18 protein-coding genes are annotated in these 26255 nt (G+C 54.9%); 15 read left to right on the forward strand and 3 right to left on the reverse strand.

Going from position 1 to position 26255, the window contains the following annotated elements; genetic code table 11:
• The first annotated feature begins 115 nt into the window (after positions 1-115).
• Positions 116-712, forward strand: coding sequence for an RNA polymerase sigma factor (locus E9954_RS01440; protein WP_136077475.1), 597 nt, complete (start codon positions 116-118; stop codon positions 710-712).
• Positions 709-2721: a serine/threonine protein kinase gene (locus E9954_RS01445; RefSeq protein WP_136077476.1), complete on the forward strand. Its 2013-nt coding sequence runs from the start codon at positions 709-711 to the stop codon at positions 2719-2721. Before E9954_RS01440 ends, E9954_RS01445 begins: the two co-directional genes overlap by 4 nt.
• Before the next feature lie 88 nt (positions 2722-2809).
• On the opposite strand, the gene E9954_RS32205 is transcribed toward E9954_RS01445, so the two are convergent.
• On the reverse strand, positions 2810-2974 hold the full coding sequence (locus E9954_RS32205) for a hypothetical protein (protein WP_168441882.1): 165 nt from the start codon (positions 2972-2974) through the stop codon (positions 2810-2812).
• On the opposite strand from E9954_RS32205, the gene tnpA reads away from it, so the two are divergent.
• The 3 genes from tnpA to tnpC all read left to right on the forward strand — a co-directional run bounded on the left by tnpA (position 2973) and on the right by tnpC (position 5209).
• Entirely contained in the window at positions 2973-3302 is a 330-nt protein-coding gene (gene tnpA / locus E9954_RS01450; protein WP_136077477.1) for an IS66 family insertion sequence element accessory protein TnpA, read from the forward strand. The two genes, E9954_RS32205 and tnpA, sit on opposite strands and share 2 nt — an antisense overlap.
• The gene (tnpB, locus tag E9954_RS01455) at positions 3290-3637 is read left to right on the forward strand and encodes an IS66 family insertion sequence element accessory protein TnpB (RefSeq protein WP_136077478.1); all 348 of its coding nucleotides are present in this window, start codon (positions 3290-3292) and stop codon (positions 3635-3637) included. The genes tnpA and tnpB overlap by 13 nt, the downstream gene beginning before the upstream one ends.
• A 66-nt stretch (positions 3638-3703) precedes the next feature.
• Positions 3704-5209: an IS66 family transposase gene (tnpC, locus tag E9954_RS01460; RefSeq protein WP_136077479.1), complete on the forward strand. Its 1506-nt coding sequence runs from the start codon at positions 3704-3706 to the stop codon at positions 5207-5209.
• On the opposite strand, the gene E9954_RS01465 is transcribed toward tnpC, so the two are convergent.
• Together E9954_RS01465 and E9954_RS01470 are read right to left on the reverse strand one after the other, a co-directional pair.
• Positions 5197-5826: a transposase gene (locus E9954_RS01465; RefSeq protein WP_136077480.1), complete on the reverse strand. Its 630-nt coding sequence runs from the start codon at positions 5824-5826 to the stop codon at positions 5197-5199. The genes tnpC and E9954_RS01465 overlap by 13 nt on opposite strands.
• Before the next feature lie 93 nt (positions 5827-5919).
• A complete protein-coding gene (locus tag E9954_RS01470) occupies positions 5920-6438 on the reverse strand; it encodes a hypothetical protein (RefSeq protein ID WP_136077481.1) in 519 nt (172 codons plus the stop codon).
• A gap of 121 nt (positions 6439-6559) precedes the next feature.
• On the opposite strand from E9954_RS01470, the gene E9954_RS01475 reads away from it, so the two are divergent.
• The 10 genes from E9954_RS01475 to E9954_RS01520 all read left to right on the forward strand — a co-directional run bounded on the left by E9954_RS01475 (position 6560) and on the right by E9954_RS01520 (position 26219).
• On the forward strand, positions 6560-7291 hold the full coding sequence (locus tag E9954_RS01475) for a PEP-CTERM sorting domain-containing protein (protein WP_136077482.1): 732 nt from the start codon (positions 6560-6562) through the stop codon (positions 7289-7291).
• A 71-nt stretch (positions 7292-7362) separates the two neighbouring features.
• Positions 7363-9570 (forward strand): sialate O-acetylesterase, encoded by a 2208-nt coding sequence (locus E9954_RS01480; RefSeq protein ID WP_168441884.1) that lies wholly within the window; start codon positions 7363-7365, stop codon positions 9568-9570.
• Positions 9571-9660: 90 nt separating this feature from the next.
• Entirely contained in the window at positions 9661-11343 is a 1683-nt protein-coding gene (locus tag E9954_RS01485; protein WP_136077484.1) for an alpha-L-fucosidase, read from the forward strand.
• Complete coding sequence (locus E9954_RS01490; protein ID WP_136077485.1) at positions 11340-14033, forward strand: sulfatase; 2694 nt, start codon at positions 11340-11342, stop codon at positions 14031-14033. The genes E9954_RS01485 and E9954_RS01490 overlap by 4 nt, the downstream gene beginning before the upstream one ends.
• Positions 14034-14058: 25 nt before the next feature.
• Complete coding sequence (locus tag E9954_RS01495) at positions 14059-16767, forward strand: right-handed parallel beta-helix repeat-containing protein (RefSeq protein ID WP_136077486.1); 2709 nt, start codon at positions 14059-14061, stop codon at positions 16765-16767.
• Between the two features lie 19 nt (positions 16768-16786).
• Positions 16787-19819, forward strand: coding sequence for a carbohydrate-binding protein (locus E9954_RS01500; protein ID WP_168441885.1), 3033 nt, complete (start codon positions 16787-16789; stop codon positions 19817-19819).
• Between the two features lie 31 nt (positions 19820-19850).
• Positions 19851-20048, forward strand: coding sequence for a hypothetical protein (locus E9954_RS01505; protein WP_136077488.1), 198 nt, complete (start codon positions 19851-19853; stop codon positions 20046-20048).
• Between the two features lie 308 nt (positions 20049-20356).
• Entirely contained in the window at positions 20357-22483 is a 2127-nt protein-coding gene (locus E9954_RS01510; RefSeq protein WP_136077489.1) for an Ig-like domain-containing protein, read from the forward strand.
• A gap of 81 nt (positions 22484-22564) precedes the next feature.
• Complete coding sequence (locus E9954_RS01515) at positions 22565-24781, forward strand: hypothetical protein (protein WP_136077490.1); 2217 nt, start codon at positions 22565-22567, stop codon at positions 24779-24781.
• A gap of 13 nt (positions 24782-24794) precedes the next feature.
• Positions 24795-26219, forward strand: a complete 1425-nt coding sequence (locus E9954_RS01520; RefSeq protein WP_222847009.1) for a sulfatase-like hydrolase/transferase — start codon at positions 24795-24797, stop codon at positions 26217-26219.
• Positions 26220-26255 lie beyond the last annotated feature (36 nt).

The following is a 26255-nucleotide window of genomic DNA, read 5'->3' on the forward strand; positions in this document are numbered from 1 at the left end:
TCGAAGACTAGCTGTAAACGGAGCGGGGACATTCCTGTCCCCGATTGGGGGCTGGCAAGCCCCCGCTCCATTTATTGGGTTCCAATCTGCCCGGAAATAGTTAAACCTGTGCTTCATGGGTGAATTCGACCAAACGCGCTACACGCTGCTGCAACGCGCCTGCGATCTTCATGACGAGCAGGCGTGGGAGGAGTTTGTCGGCCACTACCGCCGCTTCATTTTCTACATCCTGAACGAGCTGGGCGTGGCGGCGTGCGATATCGAAGACGTTGCCCAGCAGGTGCTGCTTTCGCTTACCAAGGATTTGCCGGGCTACGACCGCGCCCGTGCCCGCTTCCGCACCTGGCTCAGTACGGTCATCCGCAATGCCGCCTTTGCCCATTTCAGGAAACAAAAGAACCGCCAGGCGCGCATCAGTGTTTTTGGCGAGGAACAAAGCCTGGAGGCCATGGCGCAACCCTCGGAGATCGACCAGCGGATCGAGCAGGAATGGGCGGCCTATGTGGCAAACCTCGCCATGGAGCGGGTGAAGGGGGTTTTCCAAGGGCAGGCCATCGAGGTGTTCGAGTTGGGGTTGGATGGGTTGCCCACCGCCGATATCGCCGAAAAGACCGGCCTTAGCACGGCATCGGTCTACACCCTCCGGAAACGAGTGAAGAAGCGCCTCTATCTGGAAATCCGCGCCTTGGTCGCCGAGCTGGAGCCCTCATGACGTTTAAACCCGACCATCGGTTGATCGACGCATACGAAGAGGCAACCCTGCTCGATGAAAAGGGGCTGGAAGGACTTTGCCCATCCTACACCGAACTGACCGAAGCCGATACGCGCTACCGCGACGGGGAGCTGCTGGGCAAGGGGGCGGTCAAGGAGGTGTACAGAACCTTCAACAACCACACCAAGCGCTGGATCGCCATGGCGCGCCTGCGCGCCGACCGCGGCGCGGAGTTCTACGACCTGTTTGTACACGAAGCCTGGCTGACCGCCTCCCTGAGCCACCCGAACATCATCACCGTCCACGACGCAGGGATCGATCGCGACGGCCGCCCGTTCTTCACCATGGACCTGAAGGGAAAATCCAACCTGGCCGACCGGGCGACCGGGAAGGCCGCCGCCGGGCGCCGCGAGTTGCTGGAAATCTTCATGAAGGTGTGCGATGCCGTCGCCTATGCCCATTCCCGCGGCGTCGTCCATCTCGACCTCAAGCCGGAAAACATCCAGACCGACGAATTCGGCGAGGTGCTCGTTTGCGACTGGGGCCTGGCCAAGATGGTGGGCGAAACCGAGGAGGGGGAGGACGAGATGCCTGCCGCGCTGCGGCCGATCGACAACATGACGCTGATGGGGCAGATCAAAGGAAGCCTTGGCTACATGTCGCCGGAGCAGGTGGTGCCCGGTTCCGTGAAAGACCACCGCAGCGACATTTTCGCTTTGGGGTGCATCCTTCACCTGATCCTGACGGGGAAGCCGCCCTTTCTCGGGACGCAGGAGGAAATCCTCAAGGCCACGCGGGGCGCGGAAATGGTTCCGCCCCGCAACCGCTATCCCGACCGTCATATTCCAGCCGCGCTCGAGGCGGTGGTGCTCAAGGCCACCGCTCTTGCCCCCGACGGCCGCTATGCTTCGGTGCCGGCGTTGCGGCACGAAATCTCCAACTTCCTTGAGGGCTATTCCACGCTCGCGGAGCAACCCGGATTCTTCCGCGAAGCCCGCCTGTTTATCACCCGCAACCGGCTGCCCGCCGCCATTGTGCTGTTTTCCATCGTCGCGCTTTCGGTGGTGAGCGTACTGTTTATCCAACATCTGGAACGGCAGCAGCGGGTTACCGCCATCGAACGGGAGCGGGCGGAACTGTTTGAAACCGAGGCCGAAGTGGCCACAACGCTTTATCACGATGAACTCGAACGCTCCGAACAGGAGCGGATCGACCTAGCCAGAAAATTGGCAACGTCGGCCAGCGATCTCAAGAAGCTTGGCATATTTGTCCGGCCGTTCGAAACCGTCCGCGAGGCCCGTAAACTGGTTGACTCGGCCTATGCGTTGAACAGCGACAGCGCCAATGTTCAGCTGCAACGCTTTTCGCTGGACTGTATCTGCTTGAATTTCAGGGATGCGCTGGCTGATCCGGTGCAGCCTCAAAGCGATTTGGCCGATTATCTGCTTTTTGCAAAGGCCTTCCCTGATTTTGATTTCACCGAGGACCATCGCCCATCTACCGGGCAACTCCACGGATTTCTTGAACGGGCACGGGAAATCAACCCGAACCGCAAGGCCCTGATGGAGCGGATGGTTGCATATGACTATGCCGCCCGGAGCGTTGTTGAAAATTATGCTCCGGTGGTCGAAGCCTTGCTTGAATATGTGAATCAACGGAAGAGTGCCGCTGAACTCGATCATCATCCTGAGGGCTCTTCATTGGTTTTGAGATCCGGCCAAAACATACGGCTCGCCATTTGGGACAAGTGGGGGTCCAACGAATGCCTGCTGCGCTTTCTGCCCTTCCGCACCTTCAAGGCCGTGGTGGACGGCCGGTTTTATCCCGGCGATCTTCAGGGCCTTCAGGTTGAGACCCTCGATCTGAGCGAATGTAAAACGCTGGTGTTTAATCATCCGGTCGATTTGCCCCTGTTGCGGAAAGTCGTGATCCGCCCCGGACAGATTGAAGCGCAGACCCTGCGCGATTCCATCCATGCAAACGGCCGCTTCGAGATTGTTGAGCCGTAGCTCGCATATCCGATGCGAGTTCCCGCACGCAGGGTACGCGGATCGGATATCCGCGCCACGCCGTAGCTCGCATATCCGATGCGAGTTATCAGTCGTCGAGCCAGTCCGCCCGGTAGAGTGAAAACCGCCCGACCGGGAGTTTCGCCTTCTCCGGGTTTTCCCGGATATATTTCCTGATACGCACCAACTCTGTATACGCCTCTTCCTCCTCCCCGTAGTCAGCTCGGGGGAAGCCTGATAATTTGTCGGGCATGGATACGAATGAAAGCAATGGAATGGGGCGAGCCTCTTATACAGAGGAGGAACGCCGGGAGTTGATCGAAGAGTTCAATGGTGCCGGGCTAACTCAGGCGGCATTCTGCCGGGAATGGAATATTAATCCGAAAACGCTGGCTCGTTGGTTGCGCCTTGAACGACAGGAGCAGGAACCTGCTTTTTACGAGGTGGAGTTGCGGCCTGATGCCGCCGAGCCGGATGAGGTGCGGATCTGTCTGCCGAACCGGATTGAGGTGATGGTGCCGGTTGCATCGCCGAAAGAACTCGGTGCTGTTCTGCGGGAGGCGGCCGGATGTTTGGATTAAGCAACTCTATCCGGGTGTACCTGGCGGTGGAGCCGGTGGACCTGCGAAAAAGTTTTAACGGCCTTCATGGCGTTGTGCTGGATCGGTTGAATGAAGATCCGTGTTCAGGGGCGTTGTATGTGTTTACGAATCGTCGTCGGAACCGGATCAAGACGCTGTACTGGGACGGCACCGGTATGTGGGTGGCCATCAAGCGGCTGGAGAAAGGATGCTTTAGCTGGCCGAAGGGCGTTGCCGCGAACGAGAAGCTTGATCTCGCGCCCGAGGCGCTGGCGCTGCTGCTCGATGGAGTCGATCTGAAACAGGGATCGTTTAAGCCGTGGTATCAGCGCTGATTTTTTTTGCATTTTTCCTGCTCTTGATGCCGCCATTTTCCGGTCGGTTTTGGTATAATATACGGCATGGAATTCAACCGGGAAAATTTTGATAAGCTGCTTGCGCAAAACACCGATCAGCAGGTTGAAATACGCCTTCTGCATGAGAAGGTCCGTTATCTGATGAATAAGATATTCGGGCGCAGCAGTGAAAAACTGACCCCGGACCAGATGGAACTGGCGTTTGAAGAGCTTCGCGAGATGCAGGATGCTCTCGACGAAGCCGAAGAAAAACTCGAAGAGCTCGACGAAAAAAAGGAATCCCGGCGCGGTAAGCGCAAACCGCTTAAAGAGCGTATCCCTGAAGATCTCCCGACCGAGCGCGTCGTTATCGTTCCGGATGAAGTGCAGGCGGATCCGCAGAGCTATAAAAAGATTGGCGAGGAAACCGTTGAGGAACTCGACGTTACGCCGACTCAATACTTCCGCCGCATCATCGTCCGCGAAAAATATATCAAAGTAGATGACCGCAACGTCGCACCGCTCATTGCTCCTGCCCCGAAGCGGCTGATCCCGAACAGCTATGCTTCCGCCGGACTGATCCGGAGCATCATTCTGAACAAATACTGTGACCATCTTCCGCTTTACCGGCAGGAGATGACGCTGAAATACCGCCACGATATTGAAATCAGCCGCAAAACCATGGGCAACTGGATGTATCTGGTCGCCGATTGGCTGACTCTGATTTATGAAGCGCTCCGCAATGAAATCCGGCAAAGCGGATACATGCAGATCGATGAAACATTCATAAAATACCAGGACACGGAAAAGGACCATTGTCCCAATGGATACCTATGGGCCTATCACAGTCCCGGGGCCGGCGTGCTGTTTGAATGGTTCCCGAGCCGGGCCGCCGAATGCCTGGATCCGATGCTCACCGATTATGAAGGATATATTCAGACCGATGGGTATGCCGCCTATCCGGCGTGGCTGAACCGTCCGGAACATCAAAAAGAAAAAGAGACCATCATTCACGCCGCCTGCTGGGCGCATACCCGTCGGAACTTCGTGGAAGTGCCTGACAACTCGAACGCCCGGAAAGTCGTAAAGCTGATCGCCAAACTCTACCGCACTGAAACAGAACTTCGAAACAATCCTGAACTTGAACGCGCGGCCTACCGCCGGAAACATGCGGCTCCGGTTCTGGATAAAATTAAAACGATCCTCGATAAAGAACAGGCGCGCCAGTTGCCAAAGAGCAACTTTGGAAAAGCCATAACCTATGCGCTTGATCGCTGGGAAGCGCTTAATCTTTACCTCGAACACGGAACATTCGAAATCGACAACAACCTGGTCGAGAACGCCATTCGTCCGACCGCGCTGGGCAAAAAGAACTTCCTGTTCTTCGGCAGCCCGAACTCCGGGCAGACCAGTGCCGTCATCTACAGCCTGGTGGAAACCTGCCGTAAACTCGGCCTTAACCCCGCCGAGTATCTCAAAGACCTACTCGACGCCCTGCCGACCATGCAACAGTCCGAAGCTGCGAACTGGACACCTGCCCGCTGGTCCACCGCTCGCACTCAAACGGCATAGCCGTTGTCAATGAGGTGATCGAAAAGACGCATACCCAACTCTTCCCGGTTGCGGATAATATGGTCGTGGCTTTCGCTCTGCCACAGGTGTCCGCCTTCGTGCAGGCCGAGTTTGGTCAGCCTGGTTGAAGAAAAGCGCTTGATAGACTGGAGGCTTGTTTCGAGCGGATGGCCATGCATGGGCTGCACAATCCAATGCACATGGTTAGGCATGATTACGAAGTCGCCCGCCCAATACCGCTCGCCGTCGAAATGCAGCATGCTTTTCCGCAGTACTGCACGGCAATCCGGTTCTTGAAAAAGGCAGCGGCCATGGCATTGGTCGAGTTCCGTGAAGAGGTGCCGAGTTTGGTCGCGCTCAAAATTACGACGTCGCTTCCTGTCGATTTTGGCATAGGCTTCGGCTCGCTCCCGTTTGTCCATCGAGTCGAGTACACCATTCGCCGCGAGCCATGCTTTCCGCTCATGGTTCCATTGGTTGAGTATCGGGCGTGGAATTGAATCGGCCAAGCGGAAGGTTGCAAAGTAGGTGGCGCCTTCCTGCCGCCAATGGGGCAGGTTCCGGTGGTAGACCTTCACCGTGGCATGCTTGTTGAATGCCTTTAAACTTGGTTCCATGGGAAAAGAGTAGCCAAGGGGCTGGGGCGAGGCAAGCGCGGGACGACGCGGATCGGATATCCGCGCCACGCCGTCCGCCACGCCGTAGCTCGCTTATCCGATGCGAGTTCCCGCACGCAGGGTACGCGGATCGGATATCCGCGCCACGCCGTCCGCCGTGCCGTAGCTCGCATATCCGATGCGAGTTCCCGCTCGCAGGGTACGCGGATCGGATATCCGCGCCACGCCGTCCGCCGTGCCGTAGCTCGCATATCCGATGCGAGTTCCCGCACGCAGGGTATGCGGATCGGATATCCGCGCCACGCCGTCCGCCGTGCCGTAGCTCGCATATCCGATGCGAGTTCCCGCACGCAGGGTATGCGGATCGGATATCCGCGCCACGCCGTCCGCCACGCCGTAGCTCGCATATCCGATGCGAGTTCCCGCACGCAGGGTACGCGGATCGGATATCCGCGCCACGCCGTCCGCCACGCCGTAGCTCGCATATCCGATTCGAGTTCCCGTTGCACAGAAAAACGCGGATCGGATATGAACCGAGACTTCGTCTCTTTTTCCTTCGGCAAATATCGGTCGCTTCGCTAGCGGCGCGCCACGCGGAAAAAAAATCAACATCAACTGTCCCAATCCCAACTTGGGATGTTCATAAGTACACATGTACGTGTATTTGTGGGAATTTTAGCCCATTCGATGGGTGTACATGAAATTCGGAAAATAAACTGAAAAGGTAAATGAGATGAAAAAAATAACATGTAAATGGGTCGCAGGACTTGCGCTTATGGTTGGCGTGTCCGGAGCGTCAGCGGCTATTATATTTGACTTTGTTGACGACACCGATCCCAACAGCGCGGATCCTCTTGATGGAGGAGGTGTGGGCGCCATGATGACGGAAACCGACGGCTCCGATACCGTGACGCTCACCACCATCGATATTCTCTTTCCTGAGTATGAAGATCCCGGCACCGGATGGGTAGCTACGGGGAACACCTTGAGCGCAAAGGACGGCGATGGAGGAAGCTCCAATATTGCCGGTACTGCTGACGCGCTGGGCCTCAATAATCCCAGCATCGGGAACACCGACTTCCTCACCATCGGAGGCGGTTCAGAGTCGGGTGATTTCAACACCGGAGAGGCCTGGATCTTTTCGTTCGATGAAGACGTTACCTTCGCTAACATTGAGTTTGAATCCGCAGTTTCCGGCAATCTCTTCAGCGTTCTGGTTGGAGGAAGCAACATCGTGACCCTCGATGCCCCGGATGGCAATGTCTCCGGCACAGGCCTTGGTGGACTCAACGGGCTCACCATTTCCTCAGGCACTGAGATCACATTCCTGGCTGGTGGTCCCGTGCTCGACACGGACTACCGGATCGAGTCCTTGACCGTCAACGTGGTTCCGGAACCGGCTACGTTGGGTTTGCTCAGCGCATGTGCAGTCGGGGCATTCATCATTCGCCGTTTCCGCGTCTAAGGGACCGAAATTTAAATCTGTGTGGGTCTCCGGTTTCGGAGGCCCATTTATTTGTCCTGTTGGAGAGAGATATGTTTGATCGTACACGTCCAATCGCCCTTTGTTTTGCGGCTGCGTTAGCCCTTTGCGCAGAAGTATCGGCCAATGCGGTGTTTTCCTTTACCGATGGAACTGCATTTGATGGCAGCACCGGCATCGGCGTTTCCATGACGCAGACGGATGCCGTCTCCTCCGTGATCGTGAACATGACGACCGTGGATATTATTGACTGGGAAGGCGACCTGGCCTCGGAAGGCGGGCCGGATGTCCCGACACTGAATATTGGCGGAAGCGGTGGATTGGCTGTGAACAGCACGCCGAATACGAACTGGAGTAATGAAGCGACAAGCATTAATCCGGGTGAAGGCTGGGTGTTTAAGTTTGATGTCGATGTTAATCTGGTTGAGCTGGATTTTGCCAGCCAGGGCACTGACGTTGTTGTCGTTCTTTCCAGTCCGGCATTTGCTGACAAAACGCTGGATTATGCCCATGGCGATGCAAACAACACCCATAGCCTGGACGACGCCTTTGTGGAGGCAGGAACAGAGATAACCCTCCAGTTTACTTCATATATCGCGGATGACGTTCTGCGGCTTTCGAGTTTCACGATAGAGGCGTTGGCAACCACCAATACAACCGGTACGGCCATTTTCAACTTTGTCGATGGCGGCGAGTTCGACAATCCGGCGGCGATCGGCTCCAGCATGACCCGCAGCGATATCACCATCACCACGATTGATCTGATCGGTCAGGATGGATCGCTGAATTCCACGGGTGCTGCGCATCGGCTGAACATTTACGGCAGTTATAATGCGCTGGGTTTGAATGATGCTATTGATCTGCTGGGGATCGGCACCACTGAATTGCGCGATTTTAATCCCGGTGAGGGCTGGGTGATGAGTTTTGACCGGAATGTCCATCTGGTTGAACTGGATATGTTCGGCCAGGACGCGGGGGCTGAAATGACCGTTTCGTCATCGGCCTTTTCCGACTTCGTGCTGGCAGACGGCGTTAATGCAGAGGACATCCACTCTCTGGCAAATACGTTTGTTGCGGCGGGAACAGAAATTACCTTCCGGATGACGAGCGCCACAAACGCCGCCGACACAGGTCTTAGTATCAGTTCGCTTACCGTGGTGCTGGCAACGAACCAGCCTGCTGCAACGGAGACGATCCATGGAACTCCCTACGTTTGGCTGGATCAGTTTTTCCAGGGATTGGAAACAGAAGCCGATTATCTTAATGCTGATGAAAGCGACAGCGACGGAGATTCGATGCTGACGTGGAAGGAATACCTTGCCGGAACCATTCCGACGAATTCCGCCTCTTTGCTGGAAGTCAACGCCACGGAGCTCGCCGATACCAACTGCATTGTTTCCTGGCAGTCTGTAACCGGAAAGTATTACAGCGTGATGGTTGAAACCAACCTGGTTGCTTTTTCCAATGGTTGGAAAACGGTCGCGAATAATATCCAGGGATTGGAAACCGAAACGGCGTACACCACAACCGTTGCTTCCGCGAGTGCCGCCTTTTATAAGGTCGGCATCGAGAAGCGCGCCATCTATCTGCTGATCGGGCAGTCGAACATGGCCGGGCGTGCTCCGATCGAAACACAGGACGAAGCGCCGGTCGTGGGATGCGAGCTGTTCAACAGTTCCAATGGCTGGGAGACGGCGACCAATCCGCTCAACCGCTATTCCACCATCCGGAAAGATATCAGCCTGCAAAACCTGGGGCCTGGCTATGGTTTTGCGCAGCGCATGCGCGAAGTGCAGCCCGAAATCCATCTGGGACTGGTGGTGAACGCGCGCGGCGGGACGAGTATTTCCGAGTGGGAAAAAGGCACGACCTATTATAATGAGGCGATCAGCCGCGTGCAGTCGGCGCTGAAGGATGGGAACAGCCGCCTGGCGGGCATCCTCTGGCATCAGGGCGAAGGCAACAGCAGCCAGACCACCTCCTATCTGAATTCGCTCGCCCAACTGGTCGCGGATTTCCGCGCCGACCTCGGTGATCCGGATCTGCCCTTTGTTGCCGGGCAGCTGGAGCAGGATGATGTCACCCCCGAAGTAAAAGAACGCCCGGTCAATGACTACATCATCCTGCTGCCGACCGTCAGTTCAAACACGGCAGTCGCAACGACCGAAGGCTTGCTCACGATGGACGGCACCCATTTCGATTCGGCCGGCCAGCGCGAACTGGGCCGTCGCTATGCCGAGGCCCTGCTTAGTCTGGAGTAGCTCGCATATCTGATGCGAGTTCCCGGACGGAGGGTACGCGGATCGGATATCCGCACCAAGATGCAGAACCGCCGCTACAAAGGAGAAGGAATGAACTATAAGATACTGTTGTTTGGATTATTTGTGGTCATCGGGGCGGGAACCGCATTTGCCGCTGATGCAAATTTGGCGGATGCCATTAAAGAAGCCAATGCGGCGGATGATGTCGGCAAGGTGGGCGAGCTGGGCAACAAGCCCGAACGGTTGGAATGGCTGCGGGATAACGGATTCGGCATGTTCCTGCATTGGGGCGTGGATGCGCAGCTGGGGTCGGTGATCAGCCATTCGATGGTGGGGGCCGATGAGGCCTATCTGGATCGATATTTCAACGAACTCCCGCAAACCTTCTATCCGAAAAAGTGGGATGCGGAGGAATATGTGCTGCTGGCGAAGACCGCTGGGATGAAATATGTGGCGCTGACCACCAAGCACCATTCCGGCTTCTGCCTGTGGGATACCCGGACGACCGGTTTCAATGTGATGAACACGCCGTATGGAAAGGACATCGTCCGCGAGTTTGTCGATGCCTGCCGGAAGTTTGATATGGCGGTCGGGCTGTACTATTCCCCGGAGGATTTTTCCTACAGCCACAAACGCGGAAAAACCATCCGGCGGCTCGGGCACCAGCCGAGTCCGGACAGCGACCCGGAGTATGTCGCGTATATCAAAGCGCAGGTGACGGAGCTCATGACCCAGTATGGCGACGTGAATGTGTTCTTTATCGACGGCAAGGGTAAGCCGGCCACGAAGGAAGTCGTCTGGACGCTGCAACCGGATTGCATGATTACCCGCGGGGCCATCCAGAGTCCGGAACAGACCGTACCCGGCCTGCCGCCGAAAGAGGTGTGGGAAACCTGCATGACGCTCGGAACGCAGTGGCAGTATATGCCGCAGCAGCTCGATCATCTGAAGGATGGTAACCGTGTGGTGGAAATCCTGGTCGAAACGCGCGCCAAGGGCGGGGCGCTGCTGCTGAACCTGGGGCCGCGCCCCGATGGAAGCATTACCGAGCTGCAGGAAGACATCATGCGGGAAGTGGCGCTCTGGAATTTTGTCAACCGCGAGTCGGTGCTGGGGGTTCGCCCATGGATTGTGACGAACGAGGGCAACACCTGGTTTACCAAAGCCAAGGATGAGGACACCGTTTATATCTTCCTGACCAAACAGCAGGACTGGAGCCGGAAGTCGCGCCGCGATTTCGTGGTCGGATCGGTGGAGGCAACGGACAAGACGGAAATCAGCGTGGTGGGTTATACCGGTAAACTTGTTGAGTACAGCAAAATGAAGACGGAAGAAGTGGCTCCGCGATTTGAGCAGAAGCAGGATGGGCTGCACCTCTCGATCATGCCGGGTCAGCGCCTGCTGAACCACACCGACTGGCGGAACCCCATTGTCGTGAAGCTGACGAATGTGAAGGCTTCCTGCAAACCGCCGCTGGTGATGAACGGCAAAGCCAAAGGCAAAGACGGGCAGGTGTCCTTCAACGGCGAGCTGAAGGATCTGGGTGATGCGAAGGAGGTGCTCGTCGGCTTTGAATATCAGGAATATCTCGGTTTTGCCGAAAACATGTACAACGACGAATGGTTCTCAACCGAGCTGACTGAGATGACGGAACCGGGCGAGTTTGCCAAAACCATCGAAGTGCCGAACGATAAAACCTACCAGTGGCGCGCCGTGGTCAAACACCCCCGCGTAAAAATGACCGGAGATCACAGTAAAGTATCCGTGAAATGATGAGACGCTTAAACCTAGTGGCTGTGTTTCTGGTGTCCGCAATGGTGTGTTTCGGGCAGCAGCCGAACGTCCTGTTTATTGCGGTGGACGATCTGAATGATTGGACGGGCTTTGCGGGCGACCCGAATGCGATCACGCCCAACATGGATCAGCTGGCCGGCGAGGGGGTTCATTTTTCGCGTGCGTATTGTGCGTATCCGTTGTGCGGGCCTTCGCGGGCAAGCCTCATGAGCGGCGTTTATTTTTCGGAACTCAACGCGAGTGCAACGCAGCCAGAGGATGAAGAGGTTGAAGAAAAAATCGAAGCGTTGGGCTCGTCCCTGCTGCACACGTATTTGGGCAATCATGGCTATAAAACCATGGCGGTGGGAAAAATCCTTCACAGCCATGTTCCGGATTTCAGTGTGGATCTGTCGGGAGGAAGAGAAGGGTGGGATTTTAACGAGGATGCTGCCGGGAACCGGATCCGCAGTAATTGGCCGCCTGATCTGAATCCGGATACGGCCAGCACCTTGACCGACTGGGGCATCTATGTCGGCGACAACGGCACGGGCACTGAGGCCGATATGAGCGACTCAATAGCAGCCGCATGGGCGGTGGATCGCTTGCAGGAAACGCACTCGGAACCCTTTATGCTGATGGTCGGCTTCCTGCATCCCCATGTACCGTGGTATGTGCCTCAAAGCTATTACGATATGTACGATCATGAAAACCTGATCATGCCTCCGTATAATCCGGATGACTGGGATGACATTCCGTCTGCCGGGCTTGATAACATCAACGATGGATATCCCCGAACCGAATGGGCGATCGCTAATAATCAATGGACGAATATGGTGCATGCCTATCTGGCCAACATTACCTATGCCGACGCCAAGATCGGGCTGGTGCTGGATGCGTTGGAGGCGAGTCCATACAGCACGAACACCATTGTGGTGCTGTGGAGCGATCACGGCTACCACATGGGTGAAAAGAACACCTTCCAGAAACATACCCTTTGGGATCGGTCGGGGGTGGCGCCGCTGATCATCAAGGCGCCCGGCATGGCCACCAATTCGACGTGCAACCGGGTGGTGAGCCTGCTCGATATTTACCCGACGCTGCTGGATCTATGCGGTTTGCCTGCTAATGAGTTGAACCGGGGCCAAACCTTAAGACCCCTGTTGGAAAACCCTGCGCTCCCGTGGGATGTTCCCGCATTTAACTATAAGCACGGCATCGAAGCCGTACAGGTTGGCGATCTGCGGCATATAGAATATGAAGATGGTTCACAGGAACTGTATGACCATTCAAACGACCCCGATGAATGGACGAATCTGGTGAATGATGTGAATTATGCGGAGATTATCATTGCGCTTAAAAACATGTCCCCCTTTCAGGAAGAGCCTCCGAGTTCGGCGAAGGTATTTGAATTTGTCGATGGATCTGCGCTGGACGCGGCGGGAATCGGAGGCGGTATGACCGTTGGGGATGTAACCATCACGACGCTGGATGTTATCGGGCAGGATGGCACCCGGGCCTCCGGCGGGGTGGGCCATGGTACCAATGTCGGGACTAATGACGGTTTAGGCATTAACTCCGCTGATTCCGACAAGGCCAATAACTTTGATTCGGGTGAAGGATGGGAATTTTCATTCGATACCGATGTCTATCTGCAGAGCATTGATCTGTTGGAAACGGTTGCTGGCGGCACGCTGGCCATTTCGTCATCCAGCTTTACGGATATCGTCATTAGCGGCGCCCAGGATGGAGCATCTGGTTTGGGGAATGTGTTCGTGCCCTCCAATGCCCTGATCGGCATCACCTTCAGCCACACCAATGGGCCGGGTATGGACGGGCCGAAAATCATGAGTCTTACTGTGATGCCCCCTCCGGCGGCTTCTTCCGAGCTGTTTGCCGATGGCTTTGAGGGGGGCTTTACCCCGATCTGGGCCAGCACGGCCTACCTTTCATCAACGTCGTATGAAGGAGCAAAAGCCGCAAAAATGAACAATGCCGACTATGTTGAAACGGGCGTAGACACGACCGGTTATTCCGGCATTCGGATCTCGTATGCCCGGAAGACCGACGGCCTGTCGGCCGGAAGCTCCTTTACCAGCGAGTGGTACGATGGAACCGGTTGGAACACCATCGAGAACCTTTCAAGCGGATTTACCCCGTGGCAAGTGGTTTCGCAGATTGGTTTGCCGGCCGGCGCCGACCATAATCCAAACTTCAGGATTCGCTTCCGGGTCAATGCCGGATCCGACTACGGTTATGTTGACTCGGTGGTGGTTGAAGGGGCTCCGGATACGCTAGGTTATGGCGATTGGGCTGTGGAGCAGGGACTCGGGGTGAATGATGCGTATGACGATGATCCCGATGGGGACGGCATGGTCAATCTGGTTGAATATGCCATCGGTGCAAATTCACTGAGCAACGATGCAGCATTCTATCGACCCCATGCCACGTCTTCAAAGCAGAATGGAACCAACTATCTAAACCTCGTGTATCGGCGGCGTATGGATGCCCCATACCGGGGGCTGGACTATCAGGTCGGTTCGGCCACCAATCTGCTGGAGGAACGGACGAATGCTACGCAGGAGGCGGGGGCGGTCGCGCTGGGCGATGGATTTGAACTCGTTACGAACCGGATTCCGACGGATGTAGAGGTGCAGCAGTTCATGGAGCTCAGAATTTCGGCAGACTAGCTGCCACAAAACGGAAGAGATCTAAATGTCAAAAATTATTAAACCGCCTTGTGTCATTCTATTCTGCTTGCTGGCCTGCAGTTCGCTTCGGGCGGCGCCCCTGATGGTCAGTCCCGATGGGCCGATTTCAACTCTGGAAGAGGCCCGGTTGCAGGTCAGGGAACTGAAGAAAAAGCAGGCCGGTCAACCGATTGAGGTTTTGATTAAGGGCGGGGTTTATCCGTTGCGGGAAACGGTAGTTTTCGGACTCGAGGATTCGGGGGCTGAAGGTGCTCCAGTCGTATACAAAGCGGCCCCTGGAGAGGAGCCGGTATTCACAGGCGGAGTTCCAATCATTGGATGGAAAAAAGTGTCGGCGTATCCAAAGGGTGTTTCCAAGGAAGCGCGTGGCAACCTGTGGGTGGCTAAGGTTCCAAAGGTTGGAAAAAAGAACTGGGTCATCCGATCTCTCTATGACGGGGATGAGCTGCTGAAGCGTGCCCGGTCGGATGGTTTTAAATATGCGGCGGAAGCGGCCGAAAAAGAAAACGACTCGAACCGGCAGGGTAAAAAACTGACGAGTGTATTGGAATACGAGGGCGAACCCGTTGCGCCGTTTGACCGCACGGTTCATTACCGGAACGATGACATAAAGGATTGGCCAAACCCTTCCGATATCGAACTCATCCTTAAGGATCGCCCGTGGTTGGCTAATATTATTGCTCTTGATCGCATCGAAACAAAAAAGAAGATTGCCTATCTGGCGGTGGATCCGACGTATCAGGCGATCAATCCGAACAATCGGTACTGGGTGGAGAATGCGATTGAATATTTGGATGAGCCGGGCGAATGGGTGGTGAATACCCGCGAAGGGCTCATTTACATGTGGCCGAAGAAGGATATGGCCGACATGAATGTGATGGCTCCGTATCTGCAGGAGTTCATCCGGGTTGAAGGCTCGGAAAACGGGCCGTTTGCATCGCACCTCCGTTTCGAGGGCCTGACCTTCACCCATGGTGTGCGCGATACCCTGCTTGAGGACGACAAGGGCTTGCAGCACGACTGGGAAATGTATGACAAGGCCAATGCCGTGATTCGGTTCCGCTTTGCGGAAGACTGCGCTGTCGATTCGTGCGTCATAAAATCAAGCAGCGGCACGGGCATCCGCCTGGATCTGCATTGTCAGCGCATCAAAATTACTCGCAACCATCTGCATCATCTCGGCGGGGGAGGCATTGTGCTCAGCGGCTATAGTCCGGGTACGAAAGATGTGAATAAAAACAATGTGGTGCACGATAACTATATCCATCACATCGGCGAACTGCTGATGCACTCCTGCGCTATTTTTATTGCGCAAAGCGGGCATAATGAAATCAGTCACAATACCATTCATGATGTTCCGTATAACGGCATTGTGGTGAGCGGTTGCCGTCCGCATGAGTTTTATCTGGTAAAGCGGATTCCATTCCGCCGTGCCTGGGTTTCGTCAATCCGTTTCGAGGAATGCGAACCCTACATCAAGAAGGGGCTCGAAGCGAAATCTCAGAACCGCCTTGAACATTTTCTGCCGCTGCTGCACGCCCGCGAAAACCGGATCGTGATGAATGATATTTCGCGCACGCTGCTGAAGCTGCATGACGGCAATGCGATCTATTTTTCCGCCATGGGCGAGGATAATGTGGTTGAGCGCAACTATCTTCACGAGAATCATGATACAGCAGGGGCTATACGTTTGGATGATAACCCGAGCTTTACCATTATTCGGGAAAACGTGATCACAACATCGGAGCGGGGCCTGGGCCTCAAGGGGCCGGCGGATGTGATCAATAACTTTATTTTCACGGAAACGTTCCTGCGCGGGCGCAGTACTCCGGGCTGGCTGGGCGGCACCAAACAAGCCCTGCCAAAGGGGAATATCTTTATGCCGCCGGCGTCGTCCAAATCGAGTAACGGCCTCTATCTGACCGACGACCGCGCTACGGATAAGCCGTTCTATGAGAATCTCCCGCTAATGGAAAACTCGATTTATTTCACAGAAAACGAGAGCAAACCGTATGTACCCAAAACAGCACTCGGCAATGATCTGTTCACGGGAAAACCGGTAACGCCCGGCAGGGATCCGGTGAAGTTGCTGTATGCCGATCCCCTATTTGATGAAGAGGCGATGAAGGAAGGCCTCTATCGTTTCAAAAAAGGCTCGCCGGCGGAAGCGCTGGGAATCAAGCCGATCGACCTGCGCGAGGTGGGTTCCTCTCTGTCAAATCCCCGGACTGCCGGAGGCAATCAGGTGGTTTTTGAATTCACCGATGGTTCCGCGCTGGATGGAAAAGCGGGCATCGTTGGGGCGAGCATGACGGTCAAAGGAATCACCCTGACAACCCGCGGGATCATCGGCAGCGATGGGACCGAAGAGGGCAATACGACCACCATTTTTAAGCATTTTGATTCGCTCAGTATCAATACGGGATCGGTGAGCGGAAATGAATATCAGAATATGGATCCCGGCGAAGCATGGGTGTTTGATTTTGATACGGATGTGATGCTGAGCCGGATTCATTTTGACGGCCTGGGAAGCGGCGAAACCATGGAAGTAAGTATTCTTGATGGCAGTAATGGCGGAGCGGGAACCACGATGACGGTTACCGATGCGGGTAACCTGGTTCTCGAAAAAAAGGTTTCCGCCGGAACGGACATCCGGATTGAGCAAATTGCAGGCAAAGCGCGAATCGAGTCGATTTCGGTTGTCAGCGAATAAGAAAGAGGAAGTGGTGAGGATGATGAGACGTTTTCAGCATATGATGTTGGCGGCAAGCGTAAGCCTGTCGTGCTTTGCAACGGACTACTATGTGAGCACTCAGACTGAATTTGATGCTGTTGCAAATGCGGTGCTGCAACCCGGCGATGCCATTTTGCTGGAGCGCGGGCAACAGTTTATCGGTATGCTGTCGCCGACCGGAAGAGGAACGGAAGGTGCCCCGATTCGAATTCGTGCATATGGAGAGGGAGATCGCCCGCTGATTGATGCCCAGGGGTTGAATGAGGCCGGTGTGCTTCTGGAGGGAGACATTGCCTTCTGGGAAGTATCGGGGTTGGAAATCATCAATAACGATGGAACGGATAATGATGATAACTATTTTTTTGGCGTTCTCGTTGTCGTAAGCGGTCCCGATGATACCGTCTATGAGCATATTTATATCGATGATGTTTTTATTCATCATGTGAATGGCGGGGTGGAAGGTAAAGACCGGGGTGGAATACATGTGTATATGGAGGGTTTGGATAATTCTATCGTCGATGACCTTCGCATAACGAATAATCGGATCGAAGATATAGGCGGGGTCGGGATCGCCACCAAGTCAAGCTGTGGGAATGTGACGGTGCATGAAGCTGGTGGGTATACGGCAGAATACCTGTGGACCGGAGTGTATATCGGTGGAAACTATGTGAATCGAACCGGGCGAAACAGTATCATTATTCGCGCCAGTCAGGATCCGATGGTTGAGTATAACGTTGTCGCGTACCCCGGTCGCCATAGTCAGGGGAATAGTATTTTCTGTTTCGATACCGTTGGTTGTATAATGCAGTACAACGAAGCCTATGGAAACACAGTCGAAGGTTCCACGCACGTCAGCTATGCCGATCGCGGTGGGTTTGATGCAGATTACACCTGCGTGGATACCTATATTCAATATAACTACAGCCATGGCAATGAATATTTCTGTGCCATTATGAAGAAAATTCAACGCAATGTGACCATTCGATACAATGTGACTCAGGACGAGAAGCGGGGCTTCTATTTCTATGGCTTTGACAGCAGTTCGGCAGTTGAAAATGTGCATATCTACGGCAATACGCATTATGTGAGCGCCGGGAACAGTGCCGTTGTGTTTGTAGAGGGTCGAAAACCGCATGATACCCTGCTTGAAAATAATATCTTCTACTTTGAGGATGCGGCTGATGCCTCATACGGAACGGGTAATCAGAGTGGCGCTACGTTTAACAACAATATCTACTACAATATTACGCCGCATTCGTCGGACACGAACCCAATGGTTGGAGACCCGCTGTTCACAAAGCCCGGCATTGCCGGAACAGATATTGACCTGACGACGATGGGAGGGTTGCGCGGCTATCAATTACTAACCGGCTCGCCGGCAATTGATGCGGCGACTGTGATTCCGGGGGCTTTGGCGTCGGATATTGTAGGGTATCCGATAAATGACGGCGCTCGCGATATCGGTGCCTTTGAGTATCAGGGGCCGGTCTCCAGAGTCACGTTTGATTTTCTTGGAGATTCGGTCTGGGACGGCGGTGCCGGTGGAGGCGGGATCGGCTCGAACGTGACGTTGACAAACTCTTTGACAGACGAGCATGTAAAACTAACGACTATCGATATTATTGGGCAGGATGGCAGCCTGGCTTCTGAGGGCGGAGGGCATACGTTGAATGTGTTTGGTTCTGTCGATTATCTGGGCGTCAACGATGAAAGCGGAAACCCCGGCGGCTACGACTCGGAAACCCGTTTTTTTAATCCGAACGAAGGCTGGGTCTTCTCCTTTGATGTGGATGTCTATCTCGAAAATATACAGCTCGGCAGCCAGACGTCTGATGCGGAGCTGACCCTGTCGTCGGATGTATTTGACGATATTGTTCTTGCGGACGGGAAACCGAATGATGTTCACGATCTGGAATATCGCTTTATTCCGGCTGGAACCGAACTAACCTTGATGATGACCACGCCGACCAATGGTGTCGATACCGGTCTTGGAGTGACGAGCATCACCGTTTCTGCCGTTCCTTTCCTCGCGGAGGGAACAACCGTGGTGCAGGCGGAGTTATACGACGATGCCATGGGTGTGGTGACCCAGCCGAGCTCCGATGACGGTGGTGGTGAGGTGGTGGCTTTTGATGCGACGGGCGATGAAATCTCCTACGAGGTGAATGTGCCGGCAGCTGGAACCTATTTAGTCGGCTTCCGTGTGGCCTCCGACACAGGGTTGCTGAATCTGGAGTTGGCTCAGAATGGAACACCGCTCACCACGCTTAATCGGCTGGTTGACGCAGGTGAAACCTGGACCACCGTGTATAAGATGATCACGCTTTCTGCAGGTAATAGTACCCTCACGGTTTCTGCAACCGATGGAGAGGCGCAACTATTAAACTGGTTTGAATTAACCGCTTCAGATGGCTACTTTGAGTCGTCCGTTCCGACGGATTCAATCAATATCGCGCTGAATCAGGCGGCGAGTGCGAGCAGTGTGCATAGCTCCTCCTACACAGCGGTTAAATCGTTCGATGGAGATCTCAATACCCGTTGGGCATCTACGGAGTTAACGCCTTGGCTCGAGGTGGATTTCGGCTCGATCGTTTCGGTCAATGGCGTTCGCATCATTGAAACGAGGGATCGCATTCGCTCGTATGAAATTCAGGTGTATACCGACAGTTGGGAAACCGTTTTTGTGGGGGCCAATCCCAGTGATGATCCGATCGAGTGGTTTACAGCCGTGACCGGATCCAGATTCCGGTTGCAGATTATGTCGGCGACAGCCAATCCGACGATCGAGGAAGTTGAGTTCTACGGACTTTCTGACCTGTCGCCTTCCATGGCAATGAATGCCGATTCGATTTCATTCGAGTGGCCCAATACGCCGGGCGCGATCTATGCCGTGCAACGTTCAACCAACCTGGTGGCGGATGCCTTCTCTGAGACCATTGAATCAGGCATTCCTGCCTTAACACAGACTAATGCCATCACACTGGAGCTACCGAGCGAACCCTCTGCATTCTACCGAATCATTGCTGAATAAACGGAGGATAGGATCCCTTCGAATACAGGGTATGATCAAAGGATCTGTTGCGTTGGATCGGCCCAATGCGCCCGGCGCAAGCTATGCGGTGCAAAGCTCGACCAATCTGGCAACCGATCCGTTTTCCACCACCATTGAGTCCGGAATTCCTTCCCAGGAAGAGGGCAACCGGATCGTGATTGAACTTCCGGGCGCAGATGCGGCCTTTTACCGGATTATTGCGGAATAAAGAGCGTGGCAGCGATGACCTATCCGCATGCGCCAAAAAAAGGAGCGGGGAATTGCCACTCCCTATTGGTCGTTGCTTTCTTCCAGAAAGCCTCGCTTCGCGTATTGTCCCCGTCGGGGGCAGGAAAGCCCCCGCTCCAACAGGGGACTTTTACCGGGGATTTCGTCGGTCGTGCGGTCTCTGTGTGAATAAAGCAGAAAAAACTGCCGAAGTGTCCCAATTGCCTTCCGGGAAGATCATAGGTGTAAAAGCCGATTGTGTGGGGAGTGCATGGTCGGGGAGTGCAATGCATAACAGGAGAGAGCAAAATGAGAGAAAGAGCATGCAAATTGGGAGCGGTTACGTTGGCGGTAGCGGCTTTTGGTGTTGTGGTCGTTCATGCGGATACCTTCATTACCTATGGCAAGGTAGACTACCCCGGTGCCGCCGAAGTCGTGACGGTTCCTGCGGCTGATGCTGGCTTTGGAGACGATGCGAACGTATCACTAGCGCAGACGTTTAGTGTGTCCAATGCATTTTCCCTTGGAACAATTTATATTCCTTACGAGAATGATACCGGTGGAAGTACGGCTGATTGGAGCATGACGGTGCGCATTTTTCCAGTTGCTGATGTATCGGCAAGCAATGTGGTGGCATCGGGTGCCGATGTGTATACGAATACATTCACGTTTCCCTATGTGGGCGGTTCAGATACCACGGCTGAAATTAATCTGACGACCCCGGTAGTATTGGCTGCCAGTGTGGGAACCTCAGGTTATGCGTTGCAAATTACCGAATCTTCCGGCGGGGACTTTCTACCTGGCTGGGAGTGGCTGCGGTCCTCCACGGCCGATCCCTATGCCGGCGGAGATATGTATGAAGACGGTACTATTAAGGGGACCGGTACGTCTGCAAGGGATTTGTCGATTGCGCTTGCCCCTCCACTACCGCCGACCGCCCGCGACGATGAATATATCCTGCCGGCTGGAAGCATCAGTACGAATGTGGCCGCTCCCGGTGTGCTTGCCAATGATGCGTCGTATGATTCCGCCATACTGGCCACCAATATTTCCTCGGGCTCGTTGACCTTGAATCCCGATGGAAGCTTCTCCTGTTCCGGCTTGGTGAATGGCTTGAACACCTTCAGCTATGCGGTGGTCGGTGGGTCCGTGACCAGTGCTCCGGCAACGGTTTCGCTGCTTGTTACGCTTACAGAAGATCCCCCTACGGCCGTAGACGATAGCTACTCGATGGATTTTGGACTCGGGGACTCGAATATTGTGGGTAACGTGCTTGATAATGATATTAACAACTCACTCGTCTACGGGTTATCTGCGATGGAAGACGACTATACGGTCGCGAATGGCACGCTAAATGTGTCGACTAATGGAGACTTTACCTACACGCCAAATGCTGGATTCACTGGTATCGAGACCTTCACCTATAAGGCCTATACACCATTAGCAACCAGTGTCGTGGCCACCGTCACCCTGACTGTTGAGGATAATGAACCTGCCCGGGAAGCCACGCTCTTTGATTTTAATGAAGGCACCGAGTTTGATGATAAAAGTTATAACGTCTCTATGACACGATCCAATAACCTGGGTGAAGCACTAACCATTACGACGGTTGATGTTATTGGTCAGGACGGCTCAAGTGCTACGAATGGAGTGAATAATAAGACCAATATTCAATCGAGTTCTAATTCGCTGGGTATCAATTCGGCTGACGATATCTGGGGCGTCGGAAGCGAGTCCCGCGACTTTAATCCCGGCGAAGCGTGGATCATCTCCTTTGACAAGGATGTGGTGATGAACTTCATTGATTTAAGCTCCCAGGGAGTGGATACAGAGATGACGGTTTCCTCTTCGGCCTTTGATGATATTGTACTTCTGGGAACCGGTGATGGAAGTGGTGGATTTACACTTGGCGATGTTGTTGTCCCTGCCGGTACAAACGTAATGTTCCAGATGACCAGCACAACAAATGCTGCCGACTGGCAATTGCGCATTGCAGAACTCTATGTCTTCAGCACGAACATAGTCGCAACGACGCCTTATGAAGATTGGATGGCAGAGCAGGGACTCACCAACGGGGTCAATGCAGCCTATGGCGACGATCCGGACGGCGACGACATGGATAACCTGCTCGAATATGCGCTGGGCGGTAATGCGCTATTGAACGATGCGTCCACTTTCCTGCCGGGGTATGCGGTTGCCGAGGATGGCAGCACCAACTACCTGAACTATGTCTACCGCCGCCGCATCGACTATGCCGCCCGCGGCATGACCTATGCAGTGGGTGCGGGGGGCAATTTGGTTCACGAACCGATGACCAATGCCACGCAGCAGCTCCCTGCCGGTGCCATTGACGCCGATTTTGAATCGGTCACCAACCGCGTCTCAATGGACGGCAAAGATGCGCAGTTCATGGAGCTCAAGGTCACGATCGACTAAGCAACGCCGGATAGTTTCATGACGGAAACGCCCCGCAGGGATGCGGGGCGTCTTTTATACCGCATGAGGCTCAGGAAAAATATGAAACCGAAAATCTCCAGCACCTTACTGATTCCAATGATGGTCATGGCGGTCGCGTTCTGCGCGCACGGCGTGGTCTTCGACTTTGTTGACGGGTCGGATGCCGAAGCCATTAACGGAGGTCCCGGCCAGAGCTGGACGATAGTGGGTACAAGCAACTCCGTTACGTTAACAACGGTCGATGTCATTGGGGATGATGGCTCCAGCGCGCTGGATGGATCGAACAATACGGTCAATGTGGATGCCTGGGATTCCCTGACCGTCGATAGCTGGAACACAAACGATTGGGAACGGGGAATTGACGCCTCGGAAGGGTGGGTCTTCAACTTTGATCGGGATGTCACATTGACGGAGTTGGAATTCGAGTCGTTGGACGAGGGCTATGAAGTCACGCTCTCTTCACCCGCTTTTACAACCGCAGTTCAGACGAATGATACCCTTCGGACGGGAGAAGGACGGTGGGCGCTGAATCTGGATGTCCCGGCAGGAACCCCAATTACACTTATAAATACAGGGTTCGGAGAATTTCGTATCGAGTCCGTAACCATTCTTTCCGACGAACCGCCGAATGAGGATGTCGGGGAACGGGCCTATGACTTTGAGCTGGTGGCCGACGGCGCGGTCATTGCCGACCAATCGACCGGAAGATCCGCCAACGCATCGGTGATCCGCGTGCCGGATTGGATTCCCCCCGGACAGCGCGCCGCCACCAATGCGAACTATTACATGTATTACGGGCAGCACAGCGGCCCATATATCCAGATGAAATGGGCGGAAACGCTGGACGGCCCCTGGATGGAGTTCAACCTGGGCGGAACCTACAACGGCCAAGACCGGAGAGGGGTGTTCGATACCGATGCGGATGCCACCCGCGAAGACTATGATCATGTCTTTTCCCCGGATGTCCATGTGGATGACATCAATCAGCAGATTGTCATGTACTACCACGGGCAGAATCAGCCCTCCACCACGACATTGACGACAGGCCAGAAGGTTCCCAATCGGCACGCTAATTTTGTGGCTACGAGCCATTATGGACTGAATTTCAACGATCCGGATGAGGCCGGTGGAGACCCCGGGCATGGACCGATCGAGGTGACGTTTGACGGAATCACGCGCGAGGTGTTCCTTGGGGATGTTTACCAACGCGTATTTGAATTCAGGGGCAACTATTATTCGCTCTCCAAGCGTGCCATCATGGCCATGGCACCCGATCCCTCAGATCCGTGGGCACCGCCTGCTGATGATCCCGGAACGTCAACGGCAGAGCCGTTCAATATGGCGTGGGTGGAAGAAAATACGCCCTCCGACCTCTGGATAAACGACGCGAATCCGGGTGGGCAGGATAGTTATTTTTCACCGGCGGCGACCTTCCTCGCCTCCTCCGCCTTTGCAGTCCATCCGAACAATCCGCATCCCGGTAGGCGCATCTTCAGTGAGGGTGAGCACGATGACGGCCTGCGTTTGAACCATTGCAGTTTGAACCTGCTGGCAGAGCAAGAGCAGCTGGAGGTCTTTTTCTATGTGCGCGCGGATGTTGAGACGGACTTGTACGATGATGAGTACCGGATTGTTCTAGATATCAGCCATCCCGATTTCCAGCAATGGACGGTGGCGACCAACGGCGACGGGCTCCATCTGTTCGATGTGGTGGTGACGGACGACGAAATCGCGGCGGCGGTGCAGGCGGCGAATCCCGGCGCCGACCCGGATGTTTACGCCGATCCGAGTTCCATGGGGATGGGAGCCGTGTTTGTGGACGATGACGGCGGAAAATATCTGTTCTGCACCTATTATTCGGCTGTGAACGGCGGCAGTTCCGGAACCTCCGAAGGCCAGATTACTGCCATCAGGCTCTTCCCTGCGTATGACGGTCATGATGCCTGGGTTTCGACGAATTTCCCGTCAGGCTATCCCGGTCGTATGGTGGATAGTGATTTGGACGGGTTTGATAATTTTTCCGAGTTTATTGCCGGAACCGACCCGAATGACCAAAATGAAAAATTCGTGGTTAACGGAGTCAGCTCTCAGCCCGATGTTACGGTTGACTGGCACTCCGTTTCCGGGCGCGTATACAGCGTCTATTGGACGGATCAGTTAACCAACAACTGGCAGATGGTGACCAATGGACTGCCCTATCCCCAAAACAGTTGGACGGATACCGGCCATTCAGGCGATGATGCCGGATTCTATAGAATTACCGTTGAAATGGACTAACGCAGGACGAGGAATGATGAAACAACTTAACAAACGAACGATGGCATGCATGGTCGGAGCGCTATGCCTGCCGCTGCTTTCCTTGGCGGCACCGAAAACGCCCAACATCATCATGATCATGAGCGATGACCAGGGGTGGGGCGATGTCGGGTTCAATGGGCATCCGGAGCTGAAGACGCCGCATCTCGACGACATGGCCAAAAGCGGGGTTCGCTTCGACCGCTTCTATGCCGCGGCGCCGCTCTGTTCGCCCACGCGCGGCAGCTGCCTGACCGGTCGCTATCCCTTCCGCTACGGCATCCTGGCCGCCCACACCGCCGGTATGCGGGTCGGCGAAACCACCGTGGCCGAAATGCTCCGGAAGCAGGGCTATGCCACCGGCTTCTTCGGAAAGTGGCACCTCGGATGGGTCCGCATGGAGGATTCCGGAGACCGTGGGTTTTATTCGCCGCCTTCGCTGCATGGCTACGACGAATGGTTCGCCACCACCAGCGCCGTGCCGACGTGGGATCCGGGCATCACGCCCAAGGGCTGGAAAGGGTTTGGTTCCGGCAAGACCGATCTGGGCGGACAACCGTGGAAAGGCGGCTTCCCCTATGTCCACAACGGCGATGAAGTCCGCGAAAACCTGAAGGGCGACGACAGCCGCGTCATCATGGACCGGGTGCTTCCGTTCATCCAAAAGAACAAAGGCCAGCCCTTCCTGGCCACGGTCTGGTTCCATACGCCGCACGAGCCGTGCGTGGCCGGCGAGGAATATAAAAAACTATATCCGAAGGGGGGGAATGCGCGGCAGAATTATTACGGCTGCATCACCGCGATGGATGAGCAGATCGGCCGGTTGCGCGCCGAGCTGCGGAAAATGGGCATCGAGAAAAACACCGTTCTGTTCTTCTGTTCCGACAACGGCCCCTCCGACGGACTGGCCAAGAAAGGCATTGCCTCCGCCGGCCCCTTTAAGGGGCACAAGCACACGATGTACGAGGGGGGGCTACTGGTGCCGGCCTGCGCCGAATGGCCGGGCACCATCAAGCCGGGCACCGTCTCGGACGTCCGCTGCTCGACCGTCGATTATGTTCCAACCATCGCAAACCTTTCCGGCTATAAGCTGAAGTCCAGCCTGCCGATCGACGGCATCGACCTCCTTCCGGTGATCCGTGGCGAGGTTTCCGGGCGCGGGCAGGATCTTTACTTCGGATACCGCCGCCTGATCCAAGGCACCGATGGCAAGGCCCTCATCAGCGGCAACTTCAAGCTGATGACCACCGCCGACAAGGGCGGCGGAAAAACCTACTTGTTCGATCTGGAAAAAGATCCCGGGGAAACCACCGACCTCTCTAAAAGCATGCCCGAAAAATTCAAGGTGCTCTCCGAAAGGCTGGCCGAAATCGAAATGAGCTGCCAGCTCAGCCGCGACGGCGCGGACTACAAATACTAGCAGGAATAAAAATGGCCACGAAAAGGCGTAGGAAAC

The organism is Pontiella desulfatans (assembly GCF_900890425.1).
Lineage (GTDB): Bacteria > Verrucomicrobiota > Kiritimatiellia > Kiritimatiellales > Pontiellaceae > Pontiella > Pontiella desulfatans.

Bases quoted from the DNA above. Each gene is read 5' to 3' on its own strand.
- E9954_RS01520 (WP_222847009.1), top strand. From the start codon at position 24,795: ATGATGAAACAACTTAACAAACGAACGATGGCATGCATGGTCGGAGCG.
- E9954_RS32205 (WP_168441882.1), bottom strand. From the start codon at position 2,974: ATGCCCGACAAATTATCAGGCTTCCCCCGAGCTGACTACGGGGAGGAG.
- tnpA (WP_136077477.1), top strand. From the start codon at position 2,973: ATGGATACGAATGAAAGCAATGGAATGGGGCGAGCCTCTTATACAGAG.
- tnpC (WP_136077479.1), top strand. From the start codon at position 3,704: ATGGAATTCAACCGGGAAAATTTTGATAAGCTGCTTGCGCAAAACACC.
- E9954_RS01470 (WP_136077481.1), bottom strand. From the start codon at position 6,438: ATGTTGATTTTTTTTCCGCGTGGCGCGCCGCTAGCGAAGCGACCGATA.
- E9954_RS01440 (WP_136077475.1), top strand. From the start codon at position 116: ATGGGTGAATTCGACCAAACGCGCTACACGCTGCTGCAACGCGCCTGC.
- E9954_RS01515 (WP_136077490.1), top strand. From the start codon at position 22,565: ATGAAACCGAAAATCTCCAGCACCTTACTGATTCCAATGATGGTCATG.
- E9954_RS01510 (WP_136077489.1), top strand. From the start codon at position 20,357: ATGAGAGAAAGAGCATGCAAATTGGGAGCGGTTACGTTGGCGGTAGCG.
- E9954_RS01500 (WP_168441885.1), top strand. From the start codon at position 16,787: ATGATGAGACGTTTTCAGCATATGATGTTGGCGGCAAGCGTAAGCCTG.
- E9954_RS01475 (WP_136077482.1), top strand. From the start codon at position 6,560: ATGAAAAAAATAACATGTAAATGGGTCGCAGGACTTGCGCTTATGGTT.
- E9954_RS01485 (WP_136077484.1), top strand. From the start codon at position 9,661: ATGAACTATAAGATACTGTTGTTTGGATTATTTGTGGTCATCGGGGCG.
- E9954_RS01445 (WP_136077476.1), top strand. From the start codon at position 709: ATGACGTTTAAACCCGACCATCGGTTGATCGACGCATACGAAGAGGCA.
- E9954_RS01495 (WP_136077486.1), top strand. From the start codon at position 14,059: ATGTCAAAAATTATTAAACCGCCTTGTGTCATTCTATTCTGCTTGCTG.
- E9954_RS01490 (WP_136077485.1), top strand. From the start codon at position 11,340: ATGATGAGACGCTTAAACCTAGTGGCTGTGTTTCTGGTGTCCGCAATG.
- E9954_RS01465 (WP_136077480.1), bottom strand. From the start codon at position 5,826: ATGGAACCAAGTTTAAAGGCATTCAACAAGCATGCCACGGTGAAGGTC.
- tnpB (WP_136077478.1), top strand. From the start codon at position 3,290: ATGTTTGGATTAAGCAACTCTATCCGGGTGTACCTGGCGGTGGAGCCG.
- E9954_RS01480 (WP_168441884.1), top strand. From the start codon at position 7,363: ATGTTTGATCGTACACGTCCAATCGCCCTTTGTTTTGCGGCTGCGTTA.
- E9954_RS01505 (WP_136077488.1), top strand. From the start codon at position 19,851: ATGATCAAAGGATCTGTTGCGTTGGATCGGCCCAATGCGCCCGGCGCA.